The sequence below is a fragment of the Neomelitea salexigens DSM 19753 genome, assembly GCF_000422345.1.
Taxonomy (GTDB): domain Bacteria; phylum Pseudomonadota; class Gammaproteobacteria; order Pseudomonadales; family Spongiibacteraceae; genus Spongiibacter; species Spongiibacter marinus_A.
The window spans coordinates 34,290-59,128 of the sequence record NZ_AULP01000001.1 but is presented as its reverse complement, the minus strand read 5'-3'; the positions used below and the strand labels follow the sequence as shown (position 1 = coordinate 59,128).

The following is a 24,839-nucleotide window of genomic DNA, read 5'->3' as shown; positions in this document are numbered from 1 at the left end:
ACAACTACTAGACGATTCGCTTAAGAGGTTATCAACGTGCAGACAAGCAATAATTACTACCTGAACAACCCGCTGATCCACAAAGACCGTCAGCTGGCTAAATCTAACTCAGAATGGGTGAGAAGTTTTTCTTGTAAAGACTTGAAACCATTGATTATTTGTCGCGGCCCCATCCGTAAAGAAGCGATGGATGTTTTCGACGAAATGGGCATTAACGGCTACGGCATTTTGCTGTCCGAGAAAGACTCGATCACCTATACCAATGCCCTGGCGCCAGAACTGCGCACACTGACCGACCCCGATCGTGTGCACCGTGTGCCGGATTACACCGGTGCCACCAAAGAAGAACGCAACAAGCGCATCCAGCAGATCATTCGCATTGCCCACGACAATGGCTACAACGCCATCTTCGCGGGCTATGGCTTTATGTCGGAAGATGCCGACATGGTCGAAGCGATGGAGAAGGCCGGCCTGAACTTCATTGGCCCTTGTTCATTCACGCAGAAATCGGCGGGTATGAAGGACCAGGCTAAGCGCACCGCGCTGGAGACTGGTGTATCGGTTACGCCGGGTGTGAATAACGCCACTAGTCTGGCGCTGTTTGCCAAATACGGCAAAGATGGCCTCGAAGCCTGCGCAAAAGACAATAATCTCAATGTCGACTTCGCTAGCTGCAAAGACGATGAAGAAAAAGCCCTGGCGTTGCTCGCGGCGTCCTATGAAGCGGGTATCGATATTATCGATGCCGCCGACATCGGCGCAGCCCTGCAGGTTGAAGCCAAGCGCATGTTGGCTGAAAAGCCCAACAACCGCTTCCGCCTGAAAGCCATTGCCGGTGGCGGTGGTAAAGGTCAGCGTATCCTGCAATCGGCCAATTCTTACGAAGGCGCCAGCCTCGAAGAAAAGGTTGAAAAAGCGGCTGAAAATGTCCCCTCATTGGTGCTCGAGTGCTTGATTGAGCTGAAAACCAACGGTGTTGGCGACAACAAAAACGTATTGATTGAAATGAACATCGATACCACTCGCCACCAGGAAATCCAGGTGGTGGGTAACGGTGAGTGGTGCATGACGATGGGTGGTCGCGACTGCTCATTGCAGATGCACGAGCAAAAGTTGCTCGAGGTGTCGGTGACCGAGGAAGAGCTGGTTGCCGCCATCGCCGTCGCTGAAGCCGAGGGCAAAGAGGGCGAGCTGGCTCAACTGAAGAAAGATCTGGTCATTCTTCAAAAAATGGAAGAAGAGGGCGCCATCTTCGGCCAAGCGGTAAAACTCGACTCTGTCGGCACCTTTGAGTGTATCGTCGACGGTGAAGCGCACTATTTCATGGAGATGAATACGCGTATTCAGGTTGAGCACCGTGTTACTGAGCTGTGCTACAAGCTTAAGTTCACCAACCCGGACGACCCCAGCGACTTCTTCATTGTTGAAAGCTTGGTCGAAGTGATGGCGCTGTTGGCCCGTCACGGTAAGCGCCTGCCCAAGCCAGAGCGCATTGTGCGTGAAAAAACCTCGGTGGAAGCGCGTATGAACGCGACCAACCAAGCGCTTCAACCCCACGCGGGCGGCATTATCGAAAACTGGTCAAACGCGATTCCCGGTGAGATTCGCGATGACCAGGGTATTTCCACCCACAACCCGGATACCGACGTGTTTATGAAGTACCACCTCGCTGGTGCGTACGACTCAAACATTGCACTGCTGCTCACCACCGGTGAAACCCGGATGGACAGCTACCAGCGCCTGGCGGAGATTCTGCGTCGCACTGAGCTGCGCGGCAAGGATCTGGCGACCAACCTGGAGTTCCACTACGGCTTGGTGCATTGGTTTATCGGCAACGGCATCAATGCTCGCCCAAGCACCCGGTTCATCGTGCCGTATCTGACCCTGGTTGGTTTGCTCAAGGAGCAAGCGAATCAGCTCGACCTGGATTACGCCTACGGTGAAATTCGCCAGCGTTATCTGGACGAGAACAGCGATCAGGCCGCGGAGTGGGCGGCTGTGCTCGATGCCAAAAAGCTGCTGTTTACACGCCCGCTGGAGCGCCTGTTCGCAGAGCCTCACTACATGTCGGGCTGGCTGAGCATCAACAAGAAAGCGCTGCAAATGACCGACAACGGCGTGCAGTGGCTGGAAAACCCAATTCTTCTGCTCGATCGTCTGTATCACTACTTGAACATGGATTATGAAACGGGCAAGCCCGCGCGTTACATGATCTGGGATCACGATGCAGAGATCCTCAGTGACGCTGTTAGCTTCTACAAGGCCTTGGAAGAGAAGTTGGCGACACAGGACTTCACCGCCATTGAGCAAGCTATCGCGGGTGATGCGCCACAGGGTATTAGCAGCGAAGAATGGGCATCAGTACGCAGCGCTCACGCCGGTTACATGGCGGGAACGGAGCTATTAGCCATTCTTGCGCACATTGCCTCAACCACCGGGTTCTTTGACTTGGCAGTACAGCCGGACTTGAGCATTGATATTCCCGAGCGTCTCACCGATGACGCACTGCAAAAGCGCATGGCGAAGGTGCTGGTACCACCGCCGGTGGCCAAGTCAGACGAAATCCTCGCTGCCAGCGGCGGCATGTTCTACCCGCGCGAAGCGCCGGGTATGGACGTATTCGTCAACGAAGGTGATCACTTCGAAGCCGGCGACACGCTCTACATTGTTGAAGTAATGAAAATGTTCAACAAAGTCGTTGCACCGTTCTCGGGTACCATCGAGAAGGTGTTGATCGACGGCGATGGTGTGATTATTAAGAAGGGGCAACCCCTGTTCAAAGTGAACCCCGACGAGAAGATCGAAGTGGTAACCCCTGAGCAGATTGCTGCCGAGCGTCGCGCTGCGACCGATGGTTTTCTTAAACACATTGCTTAAGCTCGTCTAATCGACGGCGACCGGTGTGGGGCAGCTAAGCCCCGCGCCGGTTTGCCCTGACGTATTCGGAGTATTTATGATCACTGCACTAGACCATATCGCCATCGCTGTGCCGGATTTGGAAAAGGCCATCAAACGTTTCATGGAAGACTTTGGTTTGCCTTTTGAAGGCACTGAAGATGTTGAAAGCGCGAAGACCTCGACGGCGTTTTTCCCACTTCCCCCAACCAGTATTGAGCTCGTTCACCCGCTTAATGGTGAAGGCCCTATCGCCAAGTACCTGGAGAAAAAGCCAGGCGGCATCCACCACCTGTGCTTTCGCAGCGATGACATCGAGGCCGATGTCGCGCGTTTGAAAGAGAAGGGCTACCAGTTTTTGTCAGATGCGCCGTCACCCGGTGCGCATGGCTGCCAAGTTATCTTTATCCACCCCAAGTCTTGCGACGGCGTCCTGATTGAAATCAATCAGCCCGCTGCCGACCACTAATCACTCCTAGTCGCCATAGCTACTCACAGAAGCAGCGTGGCACTGACACACGACAGGTACTCGTATATGGCCGATTACAAAGCCCCAGAGATTTCGTTGGACGAATGGCAGAACATTGCCAATAAATCGCTTGAACGCAGCAACAAGTCATTGGATGACTTGGTTTGGAATACCCCAGAGGGTATTGATGTAAAACCGCTGTACACTGCAGAAGATACTGCTGATCTGCCGTATACCAATACCTTCCCAGGCGTTGAGCCCTTTATCCGCGGGCCACAGCCAACCATGTACGCCGGCCGTCCCTGGACAATACGTCAGTATGCGGGCTTTTCAACGGCTGAAGAATCTAACGCTTTCTACCGCAAAGCACTGGCAGCCGGCGGTCAGGGCGTATCTGTCGCCTTTGACCTGGCTACCCACCGCGGTTACGACTCGGATCACCCCCGTGTGACCGGCGACGTAGGTAAAGCCGGTGTTGCAATCGATTCTGTCGAAGACATGAAAGTGCTGTTCGACGGTATTCCACTGGACAAAGTCTCTGTATCGATGACGATGAACGGTGCGGTACTACCCGTGCTGGCGGGCTACATTGTGGCGGCCGAAGAGCAGGGCGTTGGTCAGGATATGTTGTCAGGCACCATTCAGAACGACATTCTGAAAGAGTTCATGGTGCGCAACACCTATATTTACCCGCCCGCGCCCTCAATGAAGATCATCGGCGATATTATTGCCTATGCTTCGGAAAACATGCCGAAGTTTAATACCATCTCCATTTCTGGCTACCATATCCAGGAAGCCGGTGCTGATGCCGCGCTGGAGCTGGCCTACACCCTGGCAGATGGTAAAGAGTACATCCGCACCGCGATCGCCGCTGGCCTGGACATCGATAAGTTTGCCGGCCGCCTGTCCTTCTTCTGGGGCATTGGCATGAATTTCTACATGGAAATTGCCAAAATGCGTGCCGCGCGTCTGCTATGGGCAGAAATCGTCTCTGAATTCGAGCCGAAGAACCCGCGCTCTAAGATGCTCAGAACGCACAGCCAGACCTCGGGCTGGTCGCTCACCGAGCAGGATCCGTACAACAACATCGTTCGCACCACCATCGAAGCGATGGCGGCAGTATTCGGTGGCACACAATCGTTGCACACCAATGCACTGGATGAAGCGATCGCCTTGCCGACGCAATTCTCATCACGCATCGCGCGCAATACTCAGCTGATCATCCAGGAAGAAACTGGCATCACCAAGGTGGCCGATCCCTGGGGTGGCTCGTACATGATGGAGTCGCTGACCAAAGATATTGCCGACCGCGCTCGCCAACTGATTGCAGAAGTTGAAGAAAAGGGCGGTATGGCCAAGGCCATTGAAACCGGCATGCCGAAGTTGCGCATCGAAGAGTCGGCGGCGAAGAAACAGGCGCGCATTGACCGCGGTGAAGACGTGATTGTCGGGGTGAACAAGTACACCTTGTCTGAAGAAGACGATGTTGAGGTACTGGACATCGACAATGAAAAAGTGCGCCAATCGCAGGTCGATGCATTGGCTCGTATTCGCGCTGAGCGCGATGAAAAAGCCGTTGAAGATGCGCTGGAAGCCATCTATCAATGTGCCTGCAGCGGCGAAGGCAACCTGCTGGATCTGGCCGTGAAGGCAACGCGTCTGCGTGCAACAGTTGGGGAGATCAGCTTTGCTATGGAACGTGAATTCGGTCGCTTTAATGCTCAGGCGCAAACGGTTTCAGGTGTCTACGGTAGTGCCTATCAGGACGACGAGAACTGGCAGGGTATCAGCAGCGACATCGAGCAGTTTGTTGAAAAACACGGTCGTCGCCCACGTATGCTTGTCTGCAAAATGGGTCAGGATGGTCACGACCGCGGCGCGAAAGTGATCGCCACGGCCTTTGCTGATGTCGGGTTTGATATCGACCTTTCGCCGATGTTCTCAACACCTGAAGAAGTAGCTAAGCAGGCCGTCGAAAACGACGTGCACGTGGTCGGTGTTTCTTCCCAGGCTGCCGGCCACAAAACGCTGGTTCCCCAGTTAATTGACGAGCTGAAAAAGGCGGGCGCCGATGACATTATTGTTGTCGCCGGTGGCGTTATTCCCCGTCCTGACTACGACTTCCTGTATAACGCTGGCGTAAAAGGTATTTTTGGTCCCGGTACCAAGATTCCCTTGGCGGCACGTGATGTACTCGATGCGATCAATGAGGCCTACAAAGGCTAATCACGCATAGAGAACGGCAGGCGGGAGGCGGAGCTCAGCGTTGCTGATGGTCCGGCCTCCCGTTTTTATATTGGCAGGGATTATGACTATTGATATAGAAGCGTTAACCAAGGGCAATTCACGCGCACTGGCCAAAGCCATCACCTTGGTAGAGAGCAAAAAAGTCGAGCACCGCGCGCAGGCGCAGGAGCTCTTAGAGGCGGTGCTGCCGCAAACCGGCAACAGCATTCGTATCGGTATCACCGGCATTCCCGGCGTCGGCAAGTCCACGTTCATCGAGGCGTTCGGCCTGTATTTGGTCAGCCAGGGCAAGCGTGTCGCGGTATTGGCGGTCGACCCGAGCTCGCCCATTGCGGGCGGCTCAATTCTGGGTGATAAAACCCGCATGGAAATGTTGTCGCGCAGCAGCGACGCTTTCATTCGACCGTCGCCTTCCGAGGGCTCACTGGGTGGCGTAGCGCTAAAAACCCGCGAAACCATGTTGCTGTGCGAGGCGGCTGGCTACGACGTTATTTTGGTCGAAACCGTGGGTGTCGGACAGTCGGAATACGAAGTGGCCAGTATGGTCGACTTTTTTATGGTGCTTATGCTGCCCAATGCCGGTGATGAACTGCAGGGCATCAAAAAAGGCATTATGGAGCTGGCCGATGCATTGGTGATTAACAAGGCCGACGGAGAGAGTATTAACCTCGCAACGCAAACCCGCCGTCATTACCAAAGTGCGCTGCATTTGCTCCGTCACAGCAGCTTCTGGACGCCACAGGTAATGACCTGCTCGGCGATCAAGAACGAGAATATCGAAGCGGTGTGGGGCATGATCAGCGACTTCCAGGTCGACGCCACAAAAAACGGAGCGCTTGCCGACAAGCGTGCCCGCCAGGCCAAGGAGTGGATGAACAAACTGTTGCACGAGATGCTGGATATTAAGCTCAAGGAAAACCCGTCTGTTAAAGCGCTGCTGCCGGAACTGAATAGAAAGGTGACCGACGGACAGACCACGCCATTTTTAGCGGCGCAAAAACTAATAAACCTGCTGTTTGAGGACGCGTAATCATGTCGCAGCCTATCGCTCACCGCCTGAGTGAATTTATCGCCGAACACTTACCCACGGCGCGCCATATGCGGCTTTCTGTTAGCGACTATTCCGATGGCGCATTAACGCTGACCGCCCCGCTGGGGCCGAGTATTAACGATAAGCAAACCGCCTTTGGTGGCAGCATCTATGTGGTGGCAGTGATGGCTTGCTGGGGTAGCGTGTATCTACATTGTGTTGAGCGCGGCCTCGACCCGGATATTGTGGTGGCCAAAGCGGAGATCGAATACTTACTGCCGGTGCCCAGCGATATTGTTGCGCGCTCGCTGCCCGCAGAGGACGCCGATTGGCAGGGATTTTTTACTCGCTTTGAGGAGCGCGGTCGCGCCAAGATCGAGCTGTGCTCAGAGGTGATTGTCAACGGCGAAGTCGCGGCGCGCTTTAAGGGCTTGTACGCGATCGTCGGCCTAAAACAGTAGCTTTTATTGGTAGAGAAAAGCGCTGATGTCATCGCGCTGAGCAAGCCCGTCACGGTAGCCTAGATCGATCAGCTTGGCGCAATATTCCTCGGTAAATAACAGGTAGCTGGCAATACTCACACTACCTCCGCGGCTACTGCCGGTGCGCCCCAGGAAAGCACGCAAACTGCGTGGTAGTTCTTTCACATGCTCGTCGGCAATGGCGTCAATATCTTCGCTCGGGCTGATTACCAGGCACTCAACCGGCAGTAGCTCACGCCCCATCATTTGCATATTTTCCCGTGGTATCAGCGCCAATAATTCGTTGATTCTTTCCAGACGCTCAATATCGGTTTCGATGCTGTCGATAAAGGCGCTGTTAAGTAACTGACCAATAATCTGTCCGAACGCCGGAGACTGAATAGGTTTTGGGGTGTGGTGATAAACCCGTTTATGCCCGTTGGCGGGAATCACCAATACCCGGTTTGCACCCAAATGGATGGCGGGGCTGATCGGGGTCAATTGGCGCAGCGCGCCGTCGCCGTAGAAATAACGGCCTACCTTGGCGGGTGGAAAGATCGTCGGGATGGCTGTGGACGCCATCAGGTGTTGCAGCTGGATAGGTGTCGCCAGCCCCTGTCGCCGCCAGCGCTGCCAGCCAGCATGCTGCGGCCCGCCCTGAAAGAAGGTCTCCGACAAGCCGAGGCTGTAGTTCATCGCCGTGAGCGAGAGTGCGTCCAAGTCACCGTTGCGGATGTTCATGCCGATCGACTCGAAGCGGATTCGCTCTTCTAGCAGTTCGCGCAGTGGGCTGTTGTCCAGCAGTGCCACCGGTCGACCGACGGCAATGCCCGAGTTAAACAGGGAGCCGGCCAGTCGCAGGGCATTGCGAAGAACCCCCATTAAATCGGCGCGATAAATCCGGTCCGTGGAAAGCTGCTTCCACATGATTTCCAGGGTTTCCACGGTGCCGGTAAAGTGGTGTGCGCCCGCCGCAAGGGAGGTGGCATTGATCGCGCCGGCCGAGGTTCCTGCCAGGATAGGGAAGGGGTTGCTGTGCCGCTTGCCGTGCAGCGATGCAATGGCTTTTAGCACGCCAACCTGGTAGGCCGCACGAGCGCCACCGCCGGGTAGAATCAGCCCGGTGTTGGCGTGACTGGCGCTGGCGTCAGGACAAGACATCGCGAGACTTCCCGGCTATGACCGCTGACCGCGCAGGCCGGTTTCAACCAGCACGCGCGTAGCAATTTCCTCGACGGAGGCATGCGTTGTATCCAAGTAGGGAATGCCAAAGCGGCTAAAGAGCGCCTCGGCGTCGCGCACCTCATCCTCGCAGCGGCGCAGGCTGGCGTAGGGGCTGTCGGGACGGCGTTCGCTGCGAATTGCGGCAAGTCGCTGCGGTTCTATGGTCAAACCAAAGAGCCGGTCGCGATAAGCGGCGAGCGGTTTTGGCAGCCTGCGTTCTTCCAGGTCTTCTTCGGTGAGCGGGTAATTGGCGACGAAAATACCGCCCTGCATCGCCAAGTAAAGGCAGGTTGGGGTTTTGCCACTGCGGGAAACGCCGATCAATATCACTTGGGCTTGGTCGTAGCGGTTGATTCTTGCACCGTCGTCGTTGTCCAGTGCGAAGTTAACAGCGTCGATGCGATGTTTGTACTGGGCGTCGCGGTCGGCGTTTTTGACGCGGCCAACCGTGCTGGAGGGTTTCTCCCCAAGGGCGCTTTCCAGCTGGTTGAGGAAGGTGTCGAGCACGTCGATGATAAAACCATTGCTGGTGGCAATTACGGCGCGAATCTCTTGGTTGACCAAGGTGTCAAAGATAATCGGCTGGCGCCCCGTGGCCTCGGCGACCTGATTGATTTTATCGACGGCGGCGCGCGCTTTCTCCACGGTGTCTACATAGGGCACGACAACGTGGTCAAATTTTAACTGTTCAAATTGGGAGAGCAGGCTGCTGCCCAAGGTTTCTGCGGTGATGCCTGTACTGTCAGAAATATAAAAAACGGTTCTCATCATGTAGTTTTTTTACCGAATGCTGCGTTGTTTTCGACGGGAATTTCCAGAATAGCTGTTTTAGTATGCTCGCGTCGCATTTTTTTACGCTTATTGCACTATGCATCAAGCATAGCAAAAGGAGATACACCGCATGGCTGAATACGTTATCTGGTTCAGGGATCTGGGAATGAACGATGTCGAAGTTGTTGGGGGCAAAAACGCCTCTCTCGGTGAGATGATCAGTCAATTGTCTAATGCCGGTGTATCGGTACCCGATGGCTTTGCCACCACGGCGCAAGCCTACCGCGACTTCCTCGACCAAAGTGGCCTGAACCAACGTATTCAGGACATGCTCAAAGGTCTGGATATCGACGATGTAAAAACCCTTGCCAAGGTAGGCAAGGAGATTCGCCAAGCCATCGTTGATACGCCATTTCCCGCGCCATTGAATGACGCGATCAGCGAAGCCTACGCTAAAATGATCGACGGCAACCCCGCAATGGCCTGTGCAGTGCGCTCCTCGGCCACAGCAGAAGATTTGCCCGACGCCTCATTTGCCGGCCAACAGGAAACCTTCCTGAACATCAACGGCCTCGACAACATTATGATCGCGATCAAGGAGGTCTTTGCCTCACTGTACAACGATCGCGCTATTGCCTACCGCGTTCACAAGGGGTTTGAACACGCCGATGTTGCCTTGTCTGCCGGTATTCAGCGCATGGTGCGCTCAGAAACCGGTGCCGCAGGCGTTATGTTCAGCATGGATACCGAGTCTGGCTTTGACGGTGTGGTCTTCATTACTGCCAGCTACGGCCTGGGTGAAACCGTGGTTCAGGGCGCTGTTAACCCTGACGAATTTTACGTTCACAAGGCCACGCTGGAAAAAGACCGCCACGCCGTGCTGCGCCGCAACCTGGGTAGCAAGCTGATCAAAATGGTCTACGGCAGTGAAGCATCGGCCGGCAAATCGGTAGAAACCGTTGATGTTCCCGAAGCCGATCGCAGCCAGTTCTGCATCACCGACGAAGAAGTCATGTCGCTGGCCCGTCAGGCGCTGATTATTGAAAAACACTACGGCCGACCCATGGATATTGAGTGGGCGCGCGACGGCGACGACGGCAAGCTCTACATCGTTCAGGCTCGCCCGGAGACGGTAAAAAGCCGCGAGTCGGCCAATATGATGGAGCGCTACCTGCTGAAAGAAAAAGGCGAAGTGCTTTGCGAGGGCCGCTCTATTGGTCAGCGCATTGGCGCGGGCCCTGTGCGGGTGATCGACAACCTGGCGGAAATGGATCAAGTACAACAGGGCGATGTCTTGGTTACTGATATGACCGACCCAGACTGGGAGCCGGTAATGAAGCGCGCAGCCGCCATCATTACCAACCGTGGCGGCCGTACCTGCCACGCGGCTATCATCGCCCGCGAACTGGGTATTCCTGCGGTCGTTGGCTGTGGTGATGCCACTGAGCGTTTGAGCTCAGGTCAGGACGTCACCGTGTCCTGCGCGGAAGGTGATACGGGCATGGTTTACGCCGGTCAGCTCGACTTCGATATCAGCCGTAACAAGCTCGATGCCATGCCCGAGCTGCCCTTTAAAATTATGATGAACGTGGGCAACCCCGATCGCGCGTTTGATTTTCAGGCATACCCCAACGCCGGTGTGGGCTTGGCGCGTTTGGAATTTATCATTAACCGCATGATCGGTGTGCACCCCAAAGCACTGATCAACTACGACACTTTGCCGCGCGATGTTCAGCAAGCGGTGAAGCGTCGTGTGGCTGGCTACGCCGACCCTGTAGAGTTTTATGTCGAGAAGCTGGTCGAGGGTATCTCTAGCATTGCCAGCGCGTTTTACCCGGAGCGGGTAATTGTGCGGATGTCCGACTTTAAATCAAATGAGTACGCACACTTGATTGGCGGCAGCCTTTACGAGCCCTCAGAAGAAAACCCCATGCTGGGTTTCCGAGGTGCCTCACGCTATATCTCTGACTCGTTCCGCGAGTGCTTTGAGCTGGAGTGCCGCGCGCTGAAGAAAGTGCGTGAAGAGATGGACCTGCAAAATGTTGAGATTATGGTGCCCTTTGTACGCACCGTAGGCGAAGCGAAACAAGTGGTAGAGCTACTGGCCGAAAATGGCTTAAAGCGCGGTGAAAACGGCCTGAAGGTCATCATGATGTGTGAGCTACCTGCCAATGCCTTGTTGGCGGAGCAATTCCTCGAGCACTTTGATGGCTTCTCAATTGGTTCAAACGACCTCACTCAGCTGACACTTGGTCTGGATCGCGACTCCGGCTTGATCGCCCACCTGTTTGATGAGCGCAACGAGGCCGTTAAGGTACTACTCTCCAATGCGATTCGGGCGTGTAAGGAGCAGGGCAAGTACATCGGAATTTGTGGACAGGGCCCCTCAGATCACCCGGACTTCGCGCAGTGGCTGATGGAGCAGGGCATCGACAGCGTGTCACTGAACCCGGATTCGGTACTGGAGACCTGGCTGTTCTTGGCCGATAAATTAACCGAGCAATAACTCATTTTCGAGAATATTCGGGTCGGTGTAGGCTAGTATTTAGCTACACGTCTGGTCAGCGGAATGAACCAAAATCGTTCGTGAGGCTACTCGCCCAGCGTTGGTTTGTTCTGCTGATTATATTTCAGTCAAAGCCTGACTCAATTGTATCTCTTACGGCGAGTGAACCCACTAGTAAAAAGAGGACGATGCTGCCCAGTACCACAGCAGCTGTATGCCTCTTCCCGCCAGCTTTACTCTTTATCTCTTGTATTTCAGAAAATTTATGATAGTGGTTCTCAGTGTCGTAAAAGCCTTCTTCTGTTACAACAGATATACGGCTCTTTTCGGAGAAACCGCTGGAAAATACTACGTAATACTCACTTCCAGGCTCTAGATGTGGGCCACCTTTCTGCCTGGGACTATAAACGTTCGTTGAACTACAGCCGATAATAGAAATTATCAGCAATAGTACGAGAAGGGACTTGCAAAAACGGCGTGTTTTTACAGGCATATGCGCAATACAAATCATGAATTAGACCTTTTCGACCTGAGTTGGGGTGTTCACTTCCTTAGATTTTTAGAGCTGAAAAGCCGGATGGAAAGCACTCTATTCAGCCGATGCGCAAATCCAATTATGCCTGTGTTGAGAACGATGCGAATAACTCGAGTTGATCGCGGTAGGCCATCAAGCTTGGGGGTCGTCATTTCAAAGTCTTGATTAAAATTGGTTCTGTTTTTATAAGCCAGATAGGTTACTACACTCTCTCCAAGTGTCGTTGTACGCCGAAACAAATTTCACTACTAGGGGTACTAGGGTTTTTCCGTCCAAAAACGACAATAATCGCCGAAAGCCCCGCCATCCGGGGCCTCCAAGAGGGGATTGCTTTTTCTGAAGTCCATATTTACACCAATTTTGGTTAAGATTTGGCCTTTTTAGGCTAAACGTATGGCATATGAAGAACGTGTTCAAATCTTGTCCGATGCAGAACAAGACGATTTTTATGGGCCCCCAATTTTCACGTCCAACGATCAACGCTTCATTTTCGCTCTGAACGACAAGGAACTGGCTGTCGCTAATAAATTCCGAAATCGTGGGCAGCGCTACATGTTTATTGTGCTGCTGGGTTATTTTAAGGCTAAACCTGTAGTGCTGAATCCTGGATTTCATCAGATAAAACATGATCTAAAGCACGTCCACGAAACGGTACTGCCAGGACCCGGCTTCAGACCGTTCAATCTCTCGCAGAAAGAAAACGAGAGGATTTACAAGCGGATATTCGAACTCTGCGAATACCAGCGCTGGAGTTTTAAAGCCCATGGATCTGCTTTGGTAGCCCACCTAACGCAGCAGGCCAAAGCCTGGTCTGCTCCGAGGCACCTCTTCGACGCAGCGATTGAGTATTTATCAGGGCAGAAAATTGCGATCCCTGCCTACAGCACCCTGCAAAAGATCATCAGCCAGGTTGTTGGTCAGGAGCAAGATCGGCTGATTACCCACGTAGATCTCGAACTGCCTCAGGAGCTAAAAGACGCATTGGCTGCCCTCGTAAACGTAGACGGATCGCTAACGTTGCGACAGTTACGTCAATCTGCCCGTAACTTCACAGGAACTGAGCTGGAGAAGGAGCTGACCGTACATCGCCACATCCAGCACTGGATGTCGCAAGTGAATGCCATATTGAGTACGCTATCGTTGTCCCAGAAAAATCAGCAGCACTTTGCAGAACGGGTCGATTACTATGGGGCTAAACTGAAGCGGCAGTCTGTGGGAAATCAGAGGCTTTATCTCCTGTGCTATTTGCAGTTCCGCTGGCAGCAGGCGTTGGAACGCATAGCCGATGGTTTTGTTCATCATGTCCGACAGGCCAAGAATAAATCGAAGGCTTATGCGCAGGAAGTAGTTTATCAAGATTGGCAAAAAGCCGCTAAAAATGTCAGCAAGGCTGCGGAAGTTCTACATCTGTTCATTGATGATAGCATCGATCAACAGCAACCGTTTGGGGCGGTAAGACAGAAAGCGCTGAAGCTGCTTGCGGAGAAAGATCTGAAGTCTGTCTACCTGTTCCTGAATGAACAAAAGCGTTCCGTTGAGGAAGCTATGTGGCAATACTATGACCAGAGAGATAGCTTAAGGGAAGGGTTGCTTCGGCAGCTGTTTCTTTGCCTACGCTATGAAGCCAGCGCAGGCGCCCAACGCCTGGCAGCAGCACTGAATCACGCTCGGCTTGATCTTGCAGCACAAGGGGTCATCTCAAATGCAACGATAGACGCCCGGTTGCCCTCCAAGAAACAATTACCGTTCTTGCAGGACGAGGGTGGGACGTTTAACCCAGATCGCTACGAATGGTACCTGTATCTACAGATCCCCGATCGGTTGAATGGCCAGCTGACCTTGCCTGATGTCATTAAATACCGGGCCTTGGATGCAGATCTGGTGAGTCGAGAACGCTGGCGAAGAGAAAAGCACAATTTGCTGGAGCAAACTCAGCTACCAAAGTTGACCGCTGAACCGAGTAAGCTGATCGAGCGAACAGCCAATGATCTGGAGATCCGTTTGTATGAGGTCAGTGACTACCTGGAACAGGATGACAACCGGAACATTATCCTACGTAATCCGAAGGGTAAGCGCCTATGGCGGTTGCCGACGGGGAGTAAAAAGTACTTGGTCAACAACCCCTTCTTCCAGCAGATACCGACGACGGGCGTTGCCGATGTGCTGCGCATGGTGGACCGTGATACCGGCTTCATTGAGTGCTTTGAACATGTGCTGGGCGCTCAGTCCAAGAACCGAGCCCACGAATATGACCTTCTGGCGATTCTGGTGGGGAATGCAACGAACCAAGGCATCTACGGCATGGCTCAAATCTCCGATCGCACTTATGATCAGCTCAGTACCATCCAAGCGAATTACCTGCGACTGGAAACCCTGAATGCTGCCAACGACAACATCAACAATGCGACGGCCATGCTTCCAATCTTCAAGCATTACAATATCCAAGAGGATATTATCCACGCCAGTGCCGATGGTCAAAAGTTTGAGGCCCGGCGAGAGACCTTCAAAACCCGCTATTCATCGAAGTACTTTGGAACTCAGAAAGGCGTCTCGGCCATGAGCTTAATCGCTAACCATGCCGCTATTAACGCCAGGGTGATCGGAGCGAATGAACACGAATCCCATTACATCTTTGACTTGCTGATGAATAACAGCTCGGAAATCATTCCGGACGTGCTCTCTACGGATACCCACGGAGTTAATCACGTCAACTTCGCTCTGCTAGACTTGTTTGGATACAGCTTTGCACCGCGTTACGCGCAGGTTAGTCGCGTCATCAACGAGATGTTTGATGTAAAAGAAGACAAAGATCAGAGAATTCAGCTACGCCTGAAAAAAGCCATCAATACCAAACGTATCATGCAGCACTGGGACACCATCCAACGGATCGCAGTGTCACTCAAGGAGCGAAAAACGACACAGGCCACGCTGGTTCGTAAACTCTCCGGGTACAAGAAAAACCATCCCTTGCTGGAGGCCCTAACGGAGTACAACCGCTTGGTAAAAGCGAATTACTTGTTGAACTACATCGATGATGCCAGCCTGCGTAACTACGTTCAGCGAGCCCTTAATCGGGGGGAAGCTTACCACCAGCTGCGTCGAGCAATCAGCAACGTCAATGGGGATCAGTTCCGGGGCAGCTCTGATGAAGAAATCCAACTATGGAACGAATGCGCGCGCTTGGTCACCAACGCCATTATTTACTTCAATTCCAGCATACTCAGCCAGCTGCTGACGAGCTTCGAATATCAGAATGACGATAAGCGAATACAGATTGTCAAACAGGCTTCTCCAGTGGCTTGGTATAACATCAACTTGAAGGGTATCTATACCTTCGAAATGAGTGAAAAACTACCGGATCTGGAGGAACTGATGCGCACAATCGAGGGATATTTACCGGTTCGGGAAAAGTAATACCCCCTGGGAGGCCTCGGATGGCGGGGCTTTCAGCGATTCTTGTCGTTTTTGGACGGAAAATCCCTAGTACCCCTACTAGGGGAAATTAGCGCAAACCGAGTTGTCTTTTGGAGGGCTTTATAGCCATACTTGACTCCGTCTTTGCGGGGCCCAAAGGTTTCTTTATGGAAGGGGGAGCAAGTTCCTAGCGTAGCAAAATGATATATAGCAGTGGTGTAAGAGGAAGATAGCAGTGCGTTATTACAGCCTTGAAAAGCTGATCAATCTTTACGATGGATACCGAAAAGTCTTCAAGATTGATGATGCACAATTGATGCTGCTACAGCTCGACGGCCAGCACTATTTGATCGAAAGTAACTGCCCCCACCGCGCCTGGCCTCTCGATACGTCGGATATCCGAGGTGAGAATTTGGTTTGCCCCAAGCACCACTACCGCTTTGACCTACGCAGTGGTGAGTTACTTCACGCGACAGAAGAACCCTGTCGGGGCTTGAGGTGTTATGAGGTGGTCTACCGAGACAACGAGCTCGGTGTAATGCTGGGCGATTAGACCAGCGGGCGCAGCCAGGGAGAGGGTTTTGCGTGCTGCCACAGGCGGTCAAACTGTTCTCGGTAGGCACTTGCGGTCGGCCGCGAATGAAAACAGCCCCAGGCCCGGCCGCCGCGCCGCATACTGTGAACGAGGGTTGCCTCGTTGTCGGCGAGCAAGAAGTATTCACTAAGTTCGCCGTGTTGCTTTGGATTAGAAACCCGAATATGAATACTGCTGCTCAGCCGCTGACTGAGTTCTACCAAGGGATGGCGACTCTCTCGCAGCGGCCGGTCGTCGCAGATCAGCAGTCGTATTTCACTGTCGCGATGCCTTCGAGCGAGGGTAGAGACAATATCAATCAGGCGCGGCTGGGCATAAACCTCTGGCTCCAGACTGTGGCAAAACACCCACAACTGTCGGCGACTCAAACTGGCTAAGGCCAGGGCGCTGTCGGGCAGTGACTCAACAGCAAATTTGCGGCCATCTTCTCCCAGGCGTTGCGTACCCCGCAGCGTTCGCGTCATTGACTGGTGAGCGATACCGGCGTCCATAAAACTGTCACCGATGGGCTGAAAACCTTCTTTCCGGTAGAAGTCGATGGCGTGTGTTTGGGCCGCGAGCTCCAATTTGGGCAGTTGCTGTTGGATCGCGTCATCAATTACGGCATGTAGCAGTGCGCGACCGATACCTCTGCCGCGATAGTCAGCGGCGACAGCCATACGCCCGACGTGGCCGTCAGCCAAAAGACGAACGGTTCCGACGACTTCGCTGCCATATCGCGCCAGCCAGTGACGCGCGGTGAAGTCATCTTCATCTAGTTCCAGTTCAATGGGAACGCGTTGCTCTTCAACAAAAACCCGACGCCGAATTTCCGTTAATTCCCGCCAATGTTCTGACCAGCGTACGCGCTCAATCTTCAACATCGTCATCGAAATACACCGTGCCTGTTTGGTAGAGCTGATAGCGTAGCTCAACCACCAGCCCCATCACATCATCACCGCCTTCTTGTTCACAGAACTCAGCCACGGCGGGGCGCAAGTCACTGGGGTAGGGGTAGGCAATACCGTCGGCAAACAGATAGTGGGCGTCGAAGGCCAAGCGCGCACCCAGGCGCAGGCAGGCTGGCACCTGTTGTTCGCGGTGAGCATATTCCTCAAATGACAGCGCAGGGTTATCGAAGCGCTGCTGCTGGTCGACGTGGGTCATCATCTGTCCAAACCAGCGTGAAAGGGCTCGATCATCGTCTAGCCCTGCGCTCAGGCGCTCGCGCAGTTGCGGGAGAACATCTTCAGGGATCCAGCCACTGGGCGCGCTGGCATTTAGGGCCTGATCGCTAAACCGCTGCCCGTCGCTCAACACGGTTTCTCGCTCGATTGACCAGCTATTCAGTAATTCGGCGTTGGAGGGGGCTCTAAAGCCCACCGACAGGGTGATGCAGTCATCGCCGACAGCGGTTCCCCAATGTGCGACACCCGGGGGAATGTAGAGTATGTCGCCGGCTTCAAGAATCACTTCCTGTTGACAGTCGAAGTGTTTAAGCAAGCGTAATTCAGGGTGGCCGAGCAGTTCGCTGCTATCGTCGCAGTGCTGGCCCAGCTGCCAGCGACGGCGGCCGCTGCCCTGAATGAGAAATACATCGTATTGATCGTAGTGGGGGCCCACGCTGCCGCCATCGGCCGCGTAGCTGACCATAATGTCATCGATACGCCAGCGCGGTAAAAAACGGAAATCGTTTAGTAATTCTGCAACACCGGGTATCCATTGGTCGACCGATTGAACCAAGAGAGTCCAATGGCTGGCGGGCAGCTCGGCGAAGTAGCTCTCCTTCAGCGGCCCGTGTTGTAGCTGCCAGTCGCTGCCGTGTTGTGAGATTAGCCGTGAATCAACCTCGTCTTCACAGGCCAGACCAGCGAGGTCATCACCGTCCACGGGGCATTCAAAACCCTGCAGGGCGCCACGCAACACCCGTGGACGGCGCTGCCAATCCTCGTCGAGGAATTGCTGCGCATCGAAGCCCTGCAGCGCCATTTTATATCCGCTTGGCTTGCGCGACGGCGTTGCCGATATAGCTCGCGGGGCTTAGCTGACGAAGCTCCGCTTTTGCTGCCTCGGGGATCTCCAGCGTGTCAATAAAGCTGGCCAAAGTCTCCCGTGTGATGCGCTGGCCGCGGGTTAGGGCCTTCAGTTTTTCGTAGGGCTCTTCTACGCCGTAGCGACGCATGACGGTTTGAATGGGCTCAGCCAGTACTTCCCAGGCATCGTCCAAGTCAGCGGCCAGTCGCTCTGGGTTGATTTGCAGCTTGCCCAAGCCTTTCAGCGTGGCTTGATAGGCGATCATGCTGTACGCCATGCCAACGCCCATATTGCGCAAAACCGTCGAGTCAGTCAGGTCGCGCTGCCAGCGAGAGATCGGCAGCTTCGCCGCCAGGTGTTGCAGCACCGCGTTGGCAATGCCGAGGTTGCCCTCAGAGTTTTCGAAGTCGATGGGGTTGACCTTGTGAGGCATGGTGGACGAGCCAACTTCACCGGCGATGGTGCGCTGTTTGAAGTAGCCCAGTGAAATATAGCCCCAGATGTCGCGATCTAAGTCGATCAAGATGGTGTTGAAGCGTGCAATGGCATCAAACAGCTCAGCGATATAGTCGTGAGGTTCGATCTGTGTGGTGTAAGGGTTCCAGCTAAGCCCCAGGCCTTCAACAAAGCTCTGCGCGTTGGCTTCCCAGTCTACGTCGGCATAGGCACTGATGTGGGCGTTATAGTTGCCCACCGCGCCGTTGATTTTACCCAGCAGGGCAACGTCGGCAATGCAGGCGCGTTGGCGGCGCAGGCGCGCAACCACATTGGCCAGCTCTTTACCCATTGTGGTGGGGCTCGCCGTTTGGCCGTGGGTACGAGACAGCATCGGAATGTCCGCAAACTCGCGGGCTTGCTCGGCCAGCTTGTCAACGATAGCGTCGATGTCCTGCAGCAATACCTCGCGGCCTTCACGAAGCATCAGGGCGTGGGAAAGGTTGTTGATGTCTTCTGAGGTGCAGGCAAAGTGAACGAATTCTGAAATCGCCGCTAATTCAGCATTGTCTGCGATGCTTTCCTTAATGAAGTATTCAATCGCTTTAACGTCGTGATTAGTGGTGGACTCAATCTCTTTGACTCGCGCCGCTTGTGTTTCACCGAATTCAGCGATCATGGCCTCTAATCTAGCGGCTGCGTCTTCTGAGAGAGCTGGTACTTCTTCAATGCCAGGATTTGCCGCCAATTGGGCCAACCAGCGCAGCTCGACGATTAAACGGCTTTTGATCAAACCGAATTCGCTGAACACCGGGCGCAGCGACGCTGTCTTACTGCCATAGCGGCCGTCGACAGGGGAAATAGCAGAGAGCGCGGACAATTCCATCATGGGGTTACCTTTCTATACGCGGAGGGCAAATTAATGGGGCGCAATCATACACTGCTCAGTGCTGAATTTCAGTGCCCAGTAGCCGCTGCGCTTCGGTAAAAAGGCGATTTCTGAGGAACATTAGGCTAAAGCGATTGCCGCCCGCCGCTCGCCAGAGATAGGCACCGCGAATGGCCGCTAACAGCAGTGCACGAATTTTGGCGGCATTGTCATTGTTTTGCAGTTGTTGAGCGCTACCGCTTACCTGAATGCGAAAGCGATACTTGGATAGGGTATCTTGATAGATATCCGCCAAAGCCGGCGCCAAGCTCGTTAATTCACCGCCAAACTCGCGCTGTTTGGCGCAGTGCTCTAGTCGATTACGCATGATGCTTGCGGCTGCATGGTCCCGGCGCAGTTTGTTTTGTAAGAACAATACGCCCATACAGTAGCGCGTAACGGCCTGGCGCTCGCCGTAATCATTGCCACTGAGCAAATCACGCAGGGCGCGGATACCCAGCTCAAGTGCATTGATATTGCCGAACACACTGCGGGTGTCATTCCCTGAGAAGGCAAAAAGGCTGGCCAGGGAAGCGTCGAGCGCTGCGGGTTCAGCTTGCCCGGTTCGGGCAATTTGATCGACCAGCGTCACGGCCTGCAGAACGCCAGCCAACGCCAGGGTTTGTTCTGTGAGTTGCTCTGCATTGGGAAAGAAGGCCATTAGCGATTGTATCCCGATTCGATAATGCCGCCGCCCAGGCATTGCTCGCCCAGGTAGAAAACCGCTGACTGCCCAGGGGTGATTGCGCGCTGGGGAGTATCGAAAATTACCTCGTAGCCGGTTTCGGTCGCCAGCAGCTCGCAGGGTTGGTCGGCCTGGCGGTAGCGCGTTTTTGCACTGCAACGCAGGGGCAGCTGGGGTGGCGGGGGAGTGATCCAGTGAATACTCGACAGCCGCAGGCAATTTTTAAACAGCGCAGGGTGCTGGCTGCCCTGGGCAACCCGCAGAACATTGCGTGACAAGTCCTTATCAACAACGTACCAGGGCTGTTCACCGGCACCGCGCACACCGCCGATACCGAGGCCCTGACGCTGGCCAATTGTGTGATACATCAAGCCGCTGTGCTGCCCCATATCCTGGCCATCGAGACTTTCGATACGGCCCGGTTGAGCAGGCAGGTATTGCTGCAAAAAATCCTTGAAGCGACGCTCGCCGATGAAGCAAATCCCGGTGCTGTCTTTTTTGTTGTGGGTGACGAGCCCGTGCTCCTCGGCGAGGGCGCGGACGGCAGGTTTCTCTAATTCCCCAACTGGGAACAAGGTCTTGGCCAGTTGATCGGCGCTGACTGCATGCAGGAAGTAACTTTGGTCTTTGTTGTTGTCTATGCCTTTTAGGAGTTGGGTATGCTCTCTGCCCGGGCTGCGCCGGGTGTAGTGACCGGTGGCAATGCCATCGGCGCCCAGCTGCAATGCGTAGTCCAAAAAGGCCTTAAATTTAATCTCCCGATTGCAAAGAATATCGGGGTTAGGGGTGCGGCCCGCGCGGTACTCTTCGAGGAAGTGCTCAAAGACATTGTCCCAGTATTCCTGAGCGAAATTGGCGGTGTGCAGGTAAATATCCAGTTTTTGGCACACGGCAGCAGCGTCGGCGAGGTCGTCCATGGCGGTGCAGTATTCTGTGCCATCGTCCTCATTCCAGTTCTTCATGAACAGGCCTTCGACCTGATAACCCTGCTGCTTTAACAGCAGTGCCGTTACCGATGAGTCGACGCCACCGGACATGCCGACGATCACTTTGGTATCGGCAATCGCCTTGTCTGCCAGCGGGTTGTAGTCGGTGGCGCTCATTAAGGTTCTCCGTAGATCATCGCCAGTGGAAAGCGTTGGCCTTCTAGATAGCGTTCAACGCAGTCGAGCACCATGGGGCTGCGCAGCTGATGGCGGCGCTCGCGAAGTTGTTCAATAGTCAGCCAGTGAACGCTATCGATATCGCTGTCCAGCGGGCTCTCAGGGCAAAACGCCATGGGGCGGCCAAAAAACGTGGTGCGATGATACGTTGCGTTTTTGGCTGGCGGGCTATACAGGCCAATACCGACGACGCCCTGTAGCTCAACCTTCCACTGAGTTTCTTCCAGCGTTTCTCGCAGCGCCGCTTCACAAAGCCCTTCGTCGGCCTCCAGGTGGCCGGCGGGCTGGTTGAGCACACGCTTGCCGTCACGGATCTCTTCAACGATCAAAAATTTACCGTCATTTTCTATTACACACGCGACCGTGACTCTTGCCTGCCAGTCCATAGTGGTTCCTAGTCTGTTGTGAATTGTCGCAGCACCGAAAGCCGGGCATTGTACCGCCACCGCTCAGCGTGGGCTACGTTTGCCACGCCGGGCTGGCGAAGTTCGCGGCCTGGGTTTGCGCGTTTTAGCATTGCGTGTACTACAGCGCCCGGCCTTCGGAAATAATTTACGTTGCTCTGAAGTACTCAGTTCTACTATTCGCGATTGTCCGGGGGCCAAATCGTCGAGTGACCAAGGGCCAATGCTCGCCCGAATCAACCGAAGTGTTGGAAAGCCTACCGCTGCCGTCATACGGCGAACCTGCCGGTTTCTACCTTCGGTGATTTCCAGTGACAGCCAGCTGGTGGGAATCGCAGCGCGATAGCGCACCGGCGGTTGCCGGGGCCACAGTCCGGCAGGCTCGTCCATCGCGTGCGCTAGCGCGGGCTGGGTCAGGCCGTCTTTTAGCTCCACACCATTTTGCAGGGCGTTAATTGCCGATTCATTGATCTCACCCTCCACTTGTACCCAATAACATTTGCTAAGCTTGTGGTCGGGATGGCTAATACGGTGCTGGAGTGAACCGTCTCCGGTGAGCACCATTAATCCCTCTGAGTCAAAATCCAGTCGGCCAGCGGGATAGATGGCGGGAATATCAATGTAATTCGCCAGCGTTTCGCGGTCGTCGCAGGGGGTAAATTGGCTCATAACCCGAAAGGGCTTATTAAAAAGATAGAGAACTGTCACGGGAATCTAATATTCATGGAAGAAATTCGACTATAAAGTGTTATAATGCGGCGCTTTTTAAAGAAAGCTAGGCTTTAAAGCGCTCGCTGACCAGACTTGGAGGGGCGGCATTGTAGCAGCGACACTGCGCTGTTGCCGCCACCGAACGAGCTCAGATACTAACCTATAAACCATGGAGTCAAAAATGGGATACCAACATATCAAGGTACCTACAGAGGGTGAGAAAATCTCCGTTAATGCGGATCTTTCCCTGAACGTACCCGATCGGCCAATTATTCCTTTTATCGAAGGCGATGGCATCGGGATCGACATCACTCCGGTAATGATCAACGTTGTGGATGCAGCGGTTGAGAAAGCTTACGCCGGCAATAAAAAAATCAGCTGGATGGAAATCTTCACTGGCGAAAAAGCCGCCGAGCTCTACGACGGCGACTGGTTCCCCGCAGAAACACTGGACGCCATCAAAGAATACGTCGTGGCGATCAAAGGTCCACTAACTACCCCCGTTGGTGGTGGTTTCCGCTCTTTGAACGTTGCACTGCGCCAGGAACTGGACCTCTACGTTTGTCAGCGCCCCGTTCGCTGGTTTGAAGGCGTTCCTTCTCCCGTTAAAGAGCCAGGCAAAACCAATATGGTGATCTTCCGTGAAAACTCGGAAGACATTTATGCGGGTATTGAATGGAAAGCGGGCACTCCTGAAGCTGATAAAGTGATCAACTTTATGCAGGAAGAAATGGGTGTCACCAAAATCCGCTTCCCGCAGGAGTGTGGTATCGGTGTTAAGCCGGTATCGGAAGAGGGTACTAAGCGCCTGGTGCGCAAAGCGATTCAGTACACTATCGATCAAGACCTGCCTTCGCTGACACTGGTTCACAAAGGCAACATCATGAAGTTCACCGAAGGTGCCTTCAAGAACTGGGGCTACGAGTTGGCCATGGAAGAGTTCGGTGGTGAGCTGCTAGACGGCGGTCCATGGGTCAAGCTGAAAAATCCAAACACTGGCAAAGAAATCATCATTAAAGACGTAATTGCCGACGCGATGCTCCAGCAGGTATTGCTGCGTCCGGATGAGTACAGCGTTATCGCGACGCTGAACCTGAACGGCGACTACCTCTCTGATGCACTTGCCGCGCAGGTTGGCGGTATCGGTATCGCACCTGGTGCAAACCTCAGCGACAACGTTGCACTGTTTGAAGCCACTCACGGTACAGCACCAAAATACACCGGCCAGGATAAGGTTAACCCCGGTTCGCTGATCCTGTCGGCTGAAATGATGCTGCGCCACCTCGGCTGGAATGAAGCAGCGGACCTGATTATCGACGGCATGAACGGCGCGATTCAGGCCAAAACAGTCACCTATGACTTTGAGCGTTTGATGGAAGGGGCAACCTTGCTGAAATGTTCTGAGTTCGGTGATGCGATCGTCAAGCACATGTAAGTGTGTCGGCCACCCCTAGCGGGGTGGCCTTGCTGTCGATGTGGGCGCGTTTATTGAGGGCTTAGATCACAGCGCGGAGTAATTGCCCACGTATTCGTGGCGACCAAGGCACTTTGCAAACCTTAGCCTTTTTCTTGGTTCACTGCTCAACTTCTTGTTCTAATTCAGAATCTGCCTGAATATTTGTTGCATGTAGGCCTTTCGGGCCCTGCTGGGCATCAAAGCAGACACTCTGACCTGCCTTAAGTGTTTTGTAGCCTTCCATCGAGATCGCCGAGTAGTGGGCAAACACTTCTTGATTGCCATCTTCGGAGAGAATAAATCCGTAACCTTTGGCGTTATTGAACCACTTTACAACACCATTTTGCATAGCCTTACACCCTGATTTCTCGTTATAGTTATTGTCACATTTAACGCGATAGACCTTGTTTTTATCGCGCTAATACCCATTTTTAAAACACGGAGTGCTTGGCGTCAAGCCGCGACTTCTCGCTAGCCGCGCTTCGTGAATACCCCTATTGTGGGGGAATACCGCGATGCTAAGCTCAGGTAAACAGAATTATGCCGTACCCGAACACAGTTATGAGCCAGGAAGATCACTCCGATTATGAAGGAGGCACCGCTCTACAGGAGTCGAAACCACAGCTGAAAAAGCCACCGCTCTATAAAGTGGTGCTGCTAAACGATGACTACACCCCAATGGAGTTTGTCATCGAGGTACTCGAAGACTTTTTTTATATGGATAGACAAAAAGCAACGCAAGTGATGCTAACCGTTCACACCCAGGGGAAAGGGGTTTGCGGCGTGTTCACCCGCGATATCGCTGAAACAAAAGCGGAGCAGGTTAATCAGTATTCACGTGAAAGCGGTCACCCTCTACTCGCCGAAATCGAAGAGAACGAAGGCTGATCATGTCAC

The 24,839-nt window shown here is 53.8% G+C and carries 20 protein-coding genes; 10 read left to right on the top strand and 10 right to left on the bottom strand.

What is annotated here, in order from left to right; all coding sequences use genetic code 11:
* Positions 1 to 36 precede the first annotated feature (36 nt).
* The 5 genes from H573_RS0100260 to H573_RS0100240 all read left to right on the top strand — a co-directional run bounded on the left by H573_RS0100260 (position 37) and on the right by H573_RS0100240 (position 7,102).
* Positions 37 to 2,877 carry an ATP-binding protein gene (locus tag H573_RS0100260; protein WP_027872523.1) on the top strand — a complete coding sequence of 947 codons (2,841 nt, stop codon included), beginning with the start codon at positions 37 to 39 and terminating at the stop codon, positions 2,875 to 2,877.
* A gap of 76 nt (positions 2,878 to 2,953) precedes the next feature.
* Positions 2,954 to 3,364, top strand: a complete 411-nt coding sequence (gene mce / locus H573_RS0100255) for a methylmalonyl-CoA epimerase (protein WP_027872522.1) — start codon at positions 2,954 to 2,956, stop codon at positions 3,362 to 3,364.
* A 66-nt stretch (positions 3,365 to 3,430) separates the two neighbouring features.
* A complete protein-coding gene (scpA, locus tag H573_RS0100250) occupies positions 3,431 to 5,590 on the top strand; it encodes a methylmalonyl-CoA mutase (RefSeq protein WP_027872521.1) in 2,160 nt (719 codons plus the stop codon).
* Between the two features lie 82 nt (positions 5,591 to 5,672).
* Complete coding sequence (gene meaB, locus H573_RS0100245; RefSeq protein WP_027872520.1) at positions 5,673 to 6,641, top strand: methylmalonyl Co-A mutase-associated GTPase MeaB; 969 nt, start codon at positions 5,673 to 5,675, stop codon at positions 6,639 to 6,641.
* 2 nt (positions 6,642 to 6,643) lie between these two features.
* Positions 6,644 to 7,102, top strand: a complete 459-nt coding sequence (locus H573_RS0100240; RefSeq protein WP_027872519.1) for a YiiD C-terminal domain-containing protein — start codon at positions 6,644 to 6,646, stop codon at positions 7,100 to 7,102.
* 3 nt (positions 7,103 to 7,105) lie between these two features.
* Here the strand turns inward: H573_RS0100240 and H573_RS0100235 are convergent, their stop codons facing one another.
* Together H573_RS0100235 and ppsR are read right to left on the bottom strand one after the other, a co-directional pair.
* On the bottom strand, positions 7,106 to 8,263 hold the full coding sequence (locus H573_RS0100235; protein WP_027872518.1) for a patatin-like phospholipase family protein: 1,158 nt from the start codon (positions 8,261 to 8,263) through the stop codon (positions 7,106 to 7,108).
* Positions 8,264 to 8,278: 15 nt separating this feature from the next.
* Positions 8,279 to 9,097, bottom strand: a complete 819-nt coding sequence (gene ppsR, locus H573_RS0100230) for a posphoenolpyruvate synthetase regulatory kinase/phosphorylase PpsR (protein ID WP_027872517.1) — start codon at positions 9,095 to 9,097, stop codon at positions 8,279 to 8,281.
* Positions 9,098 to 9,227: 130 nt separating this feature from the next.
* Between ppsR and ppsA the strand changes: the two genes are divergently transcribed.
* The 3 genes from ppsA (at position 9,228) to H573_RS0100210 (ending at position 16,105) form a co-directional block, all read left to right on the top strand.
* The gene (gene ppsA / locus H573_RS0100225; RefSeq protein ID WP_027872516.1) at positions 9,228 to 11,603 is read left to right on the top strand and encodes a phosphoenolpyruvate synthase; all 2,376 of its coding nucleotides are present in this window, start codon (positions 9,228 to 9,230) and stop codon (positions 11,601 to 11,603) included.
* A gap of 928 nt (positions 11,604 to 12,531) precedes the next feature.
* Positions 12,532 to 15,552 (top strand): Tn3 family transposase, encoded by a 3,021-nt coding sequence (locus H573_RS0100215; protein ID WP_008250937.1) that lies wholly within the window; start codon positions 12,532 to 12,534, stop codon positions 15,550 to 15,552.
* 235 nt (positions 15,553 to 15,787) lie between these two features.
* Complete coding sequence (locus H573_RS0100210) at positions 15,788 to 16,105, top strand: Rieske (2Fe-2S) protein (protein ID WP_027872514.1); 318 nt, start codon at positions 15,788 to 15,790, stop codon at positions 16,103 to 16,105.
* On the opposite strand, the gene H573_RS16375 is transcribed toward H573_RS0100210, so the two are convergent.
* From H573_RS16375 to H573_RS0100175, 7 genes are all read right to left on the bottom strand, one after another.
* A complete protein-coding gene (locus H573_RS16375) occupies positions 16,102 to 17,016 on the bottom strand; it encodes a GNAT family N-acetyltransferase (protein ID WP_084497791.1) in 915 nt (304 codons plus the stop codon). The genes H573_RS0100210 and H573_RS16375 overlap by 4 nt on opposite strands.
* Complete coding sequence (locus tag H573_RS0100200; RefSeq protein ID WP_027872513.1) at positions 16,997 to 18,115, bottom strand: cupin domain-containing protein; 1,119 nt, start codon at positions 18,113 to 18,115, stop codon at positions 16,997 to 16,999. The genes H573_RS16375 and H573_RS0100200 overlap by 20 nt, the downstream gene beginning before the upstream one ends.
* 1 nt (position 18,116) lies before the next feature.
* On the bottom strand, positions 18,117 to 19,481 hold the full coding sequence (gene purB, locus H573_RS0100195) for an adenylosuccinate lyase (RefSeq protein ID WP_027872512.1): 1,365 nt from the start codon (positions 19,479 to 19,481) through the stop codon (positions 18,117 to 18,119).
* A 58-nt stretch (positions 19,482 to 19,539) separates the two neighbouring features.
* Entirely contained in the window at positions 19,540 to 20,184 is a 645-nt protein-coding gene (hflD, locus tag H573_RS0100190; RefSeq protein ID WP_036255397.1) for a high frequency lysogenization protein HflD, read from the bottom strand.
* Positions 20,184 to 21,311, bottom strand: coding sequence for a tRNA 2-thiouridine(34) synthase MnmA (gene mnmA / locus H573_RS0100185; protein ID WP_051170761.1), 1,128 nt, complete (start codon positions 21,309 to 21,311; stop codon positions 20,184 to 20,186). Before mnmA ends, hflD begins: the two co-directional genes overlap by 1 nt.
* Positions 21,311 to 21,757 carry an NUDIX hydrolase gene (locus tag H573_RS0100180; protein WP_027872509.1) on the bottom strand — a complete coding sequence of 149 codons (447 nt, stop codon included), beginning with the start codon at positions 21,755 to 21,757 and terminating at the stop codon, positions 21,311 to 21,313. The genes mnmA and H573_RS0100180 overlap by 1 nt, the downstream gene beginning before the upstream one ends.
* Positions 21,758 to 21,820: 63 nt before the next feature.
* Entirely contained in the window at positions 21,821 to 22,483 is a 663-nt protein-coding gene (locus H573_RS0100175; protein WP_027872508.1) for a pseudouridine synthase, read from the bottom strand.
* Between the two features lie 184 nt (positions 22,484 to 22,667).
* On the opposite strand from H573_RS0100175, the gene icd reads away from it, so the two are divergent.
* Positions 22,668 to 23,921: an NADP-dependent isocitrate dehydrogenase gene (gene icd, locus H573_RS0100170; protein ID WP_027872507.1), complete on the top strand. Its 1,254-nt coding sequence runs from the start codon at positions 22,668 to 22,670 to the stop codon at positions 23,919 to 23,921.
* Between the two features lie 139 nt (positions 23,922 to 24,060).
* On the opposite strand, the gene H573_RS0100165 is transcribed toward icd, so the two are convergent.
* Positions 24,061 to 24,291 carry a cold-shock protein gene (locus H573_RS0100165; RefSeq protein WP_027872506.1) on the bottom strand — a complete coding sequence of 77 codons (231 nt, stop codon included), beginning with the start codon at positions 24,289 to 24,291 and terminating at the stop codon, positions 24,061 to 24,063.
* 212 nt (positions 24,292 to 24,503) lie between these two features.
* On the opposite strand from H573_RS0100165, the gene clpS reads away from it, so the two are divergent.
* Positions 24,504 to 24,830 carry an ATP-dependent Clp protease adapter ClpS gene (gene clpS, locus H573_RS0100160; RefSeq protein ID WP_084497787.1) on the top strand — a complete coding sequence of 109 codons (327 nt, stop codon included), beginning with the start codon at positions 24,504 to 24,506 and terminating at the stop codon, positions 24,828 to 24,830.
* Positions 24,831 to 24,839 lie beyond the last annotated feature (9 nt).

What these genes read in the sequence shown, in the direction of transcription:
- mce (WP_027872522.1), top strand. Translation starts at nt 2,954, where the DNA reads ATGATCACTGCACTAGACCATATCGCCATCGCTGTGCCGGATTTGGAA.
- scpA (WP_027872521.1), top strand. Translation starts at nt 3,431, where the DNA reads ATGGCCGATTACAAAGCCCCAGAGATTTCGTTGGACGAATGGCAGAAC.
- meaB (WP_027872520.1), top strand. Translation starts at nt 5,673, where the DNA reads ATGACTATTGATATAGAAGCGTTAACCAAGGGCAATTCACGCGCACTG.
- H573_RS0100240 (WP_027872519.1), top strand. Translation starts at nt 6,644, where the DNA reads ATGTCGCAGCCTATCGCTCACCGCCTGAGTGAATTTATCGCCGAACAC.
- H573_RS0100235 (WP_027872518.1), bottom strand. Translation starts at nt 8,263, where the DNA reads ATGTCTTGTCCTGACGCCAGCGCCAGTCACGCCAACACCGGGCTGATT.
- ppsR (WP_027872517.1), bottom strand. Translation starts at nt 9,097, where the DNA reads ATGATGAGAACCGTTTTTTATATTTCTGACAGTACAGGCATCACCGCA.
- ppsA (WP_027872516.1), top strand. Translation starts at nt 9,228, where the DNA reads ATGGCTGAATACGTTATCTGGTTCAGGGATCTGGGAATGAACGATGTC.
- H573_RS0100215 (WP_008250937.1), top strand. Translation starts at nt 12,532, where the DNA reads ATGGCATATGAAGAACGTGTTCAAATCTTGTCCGATGCAGAACAAGAC.
- H573_RS16375 (WP_084497791.1), bottom strand. Translation starts at nt 17,016, where the DNA reads ATGACGATGTTGAAGATTGAGCGCGTACGCTGGTCAGAACATTGGCGG.
- H573_RS0100200 (WP_027872513.1), bottom strand. Translation starts at nt 18,115, where the DNA reads ATGGCGCTGCAGGGCTTCGATGCGCAGCAATTCCTCGACGAGGATTGG.
- purB (WP_027872512.1), bottom strand. Translation starts at nt 19,481, where the DNA reads ATGGAATTGTCCGCGCTCTCTGCTATTTCCCCTGTCGACGGCCGCTAT.
- hflD (WP_036255397.1), bottom strand. Translation starts at nt 20,184, where the DNA reads ATGGCCTTCTTTCCCAATGCAGAGCAACTCACAGAACAAACCCTGGCG.
- mnmA (WP_051170761.1), bottom strand. Translation starts at nt 21,311, where the DNA reads ATGAGCGCCACCGACTACAACCCGCTGGCAGACAAGGCGATTGCCGAT.
- H573_RS0100180 (WP_027872509.1), bottom strand. Translation starts at nt 21,757, where the DNA reads ATGGACTGGCAGGCAAGAGTCACGGTCGCGTGTGTAATAGAAAATGAC.
- icd (WP_027872507.1), top strand. Translation starts at nt 22,668, where the DNA reads ATGGGATACCAACATATCAAGGTACCTACAGAGGGTGAGAAAATCTCC.
- H573_RS0100165 (WP_027872506.1), bottom strand. Translation starts at nt 24,291, where the DNA reads ATGCAAAATGGTGTTGTAAAGTGGTTCAATAACGCCAAAGGTTACGGA.
- clpS (WP_084497787.1), top strand. Translation starts at nt 24,504, where the DNA reads ATGAGCCAGGAAGATCACTCCGATTATGAAGGAGGCACCGCTCTACAG.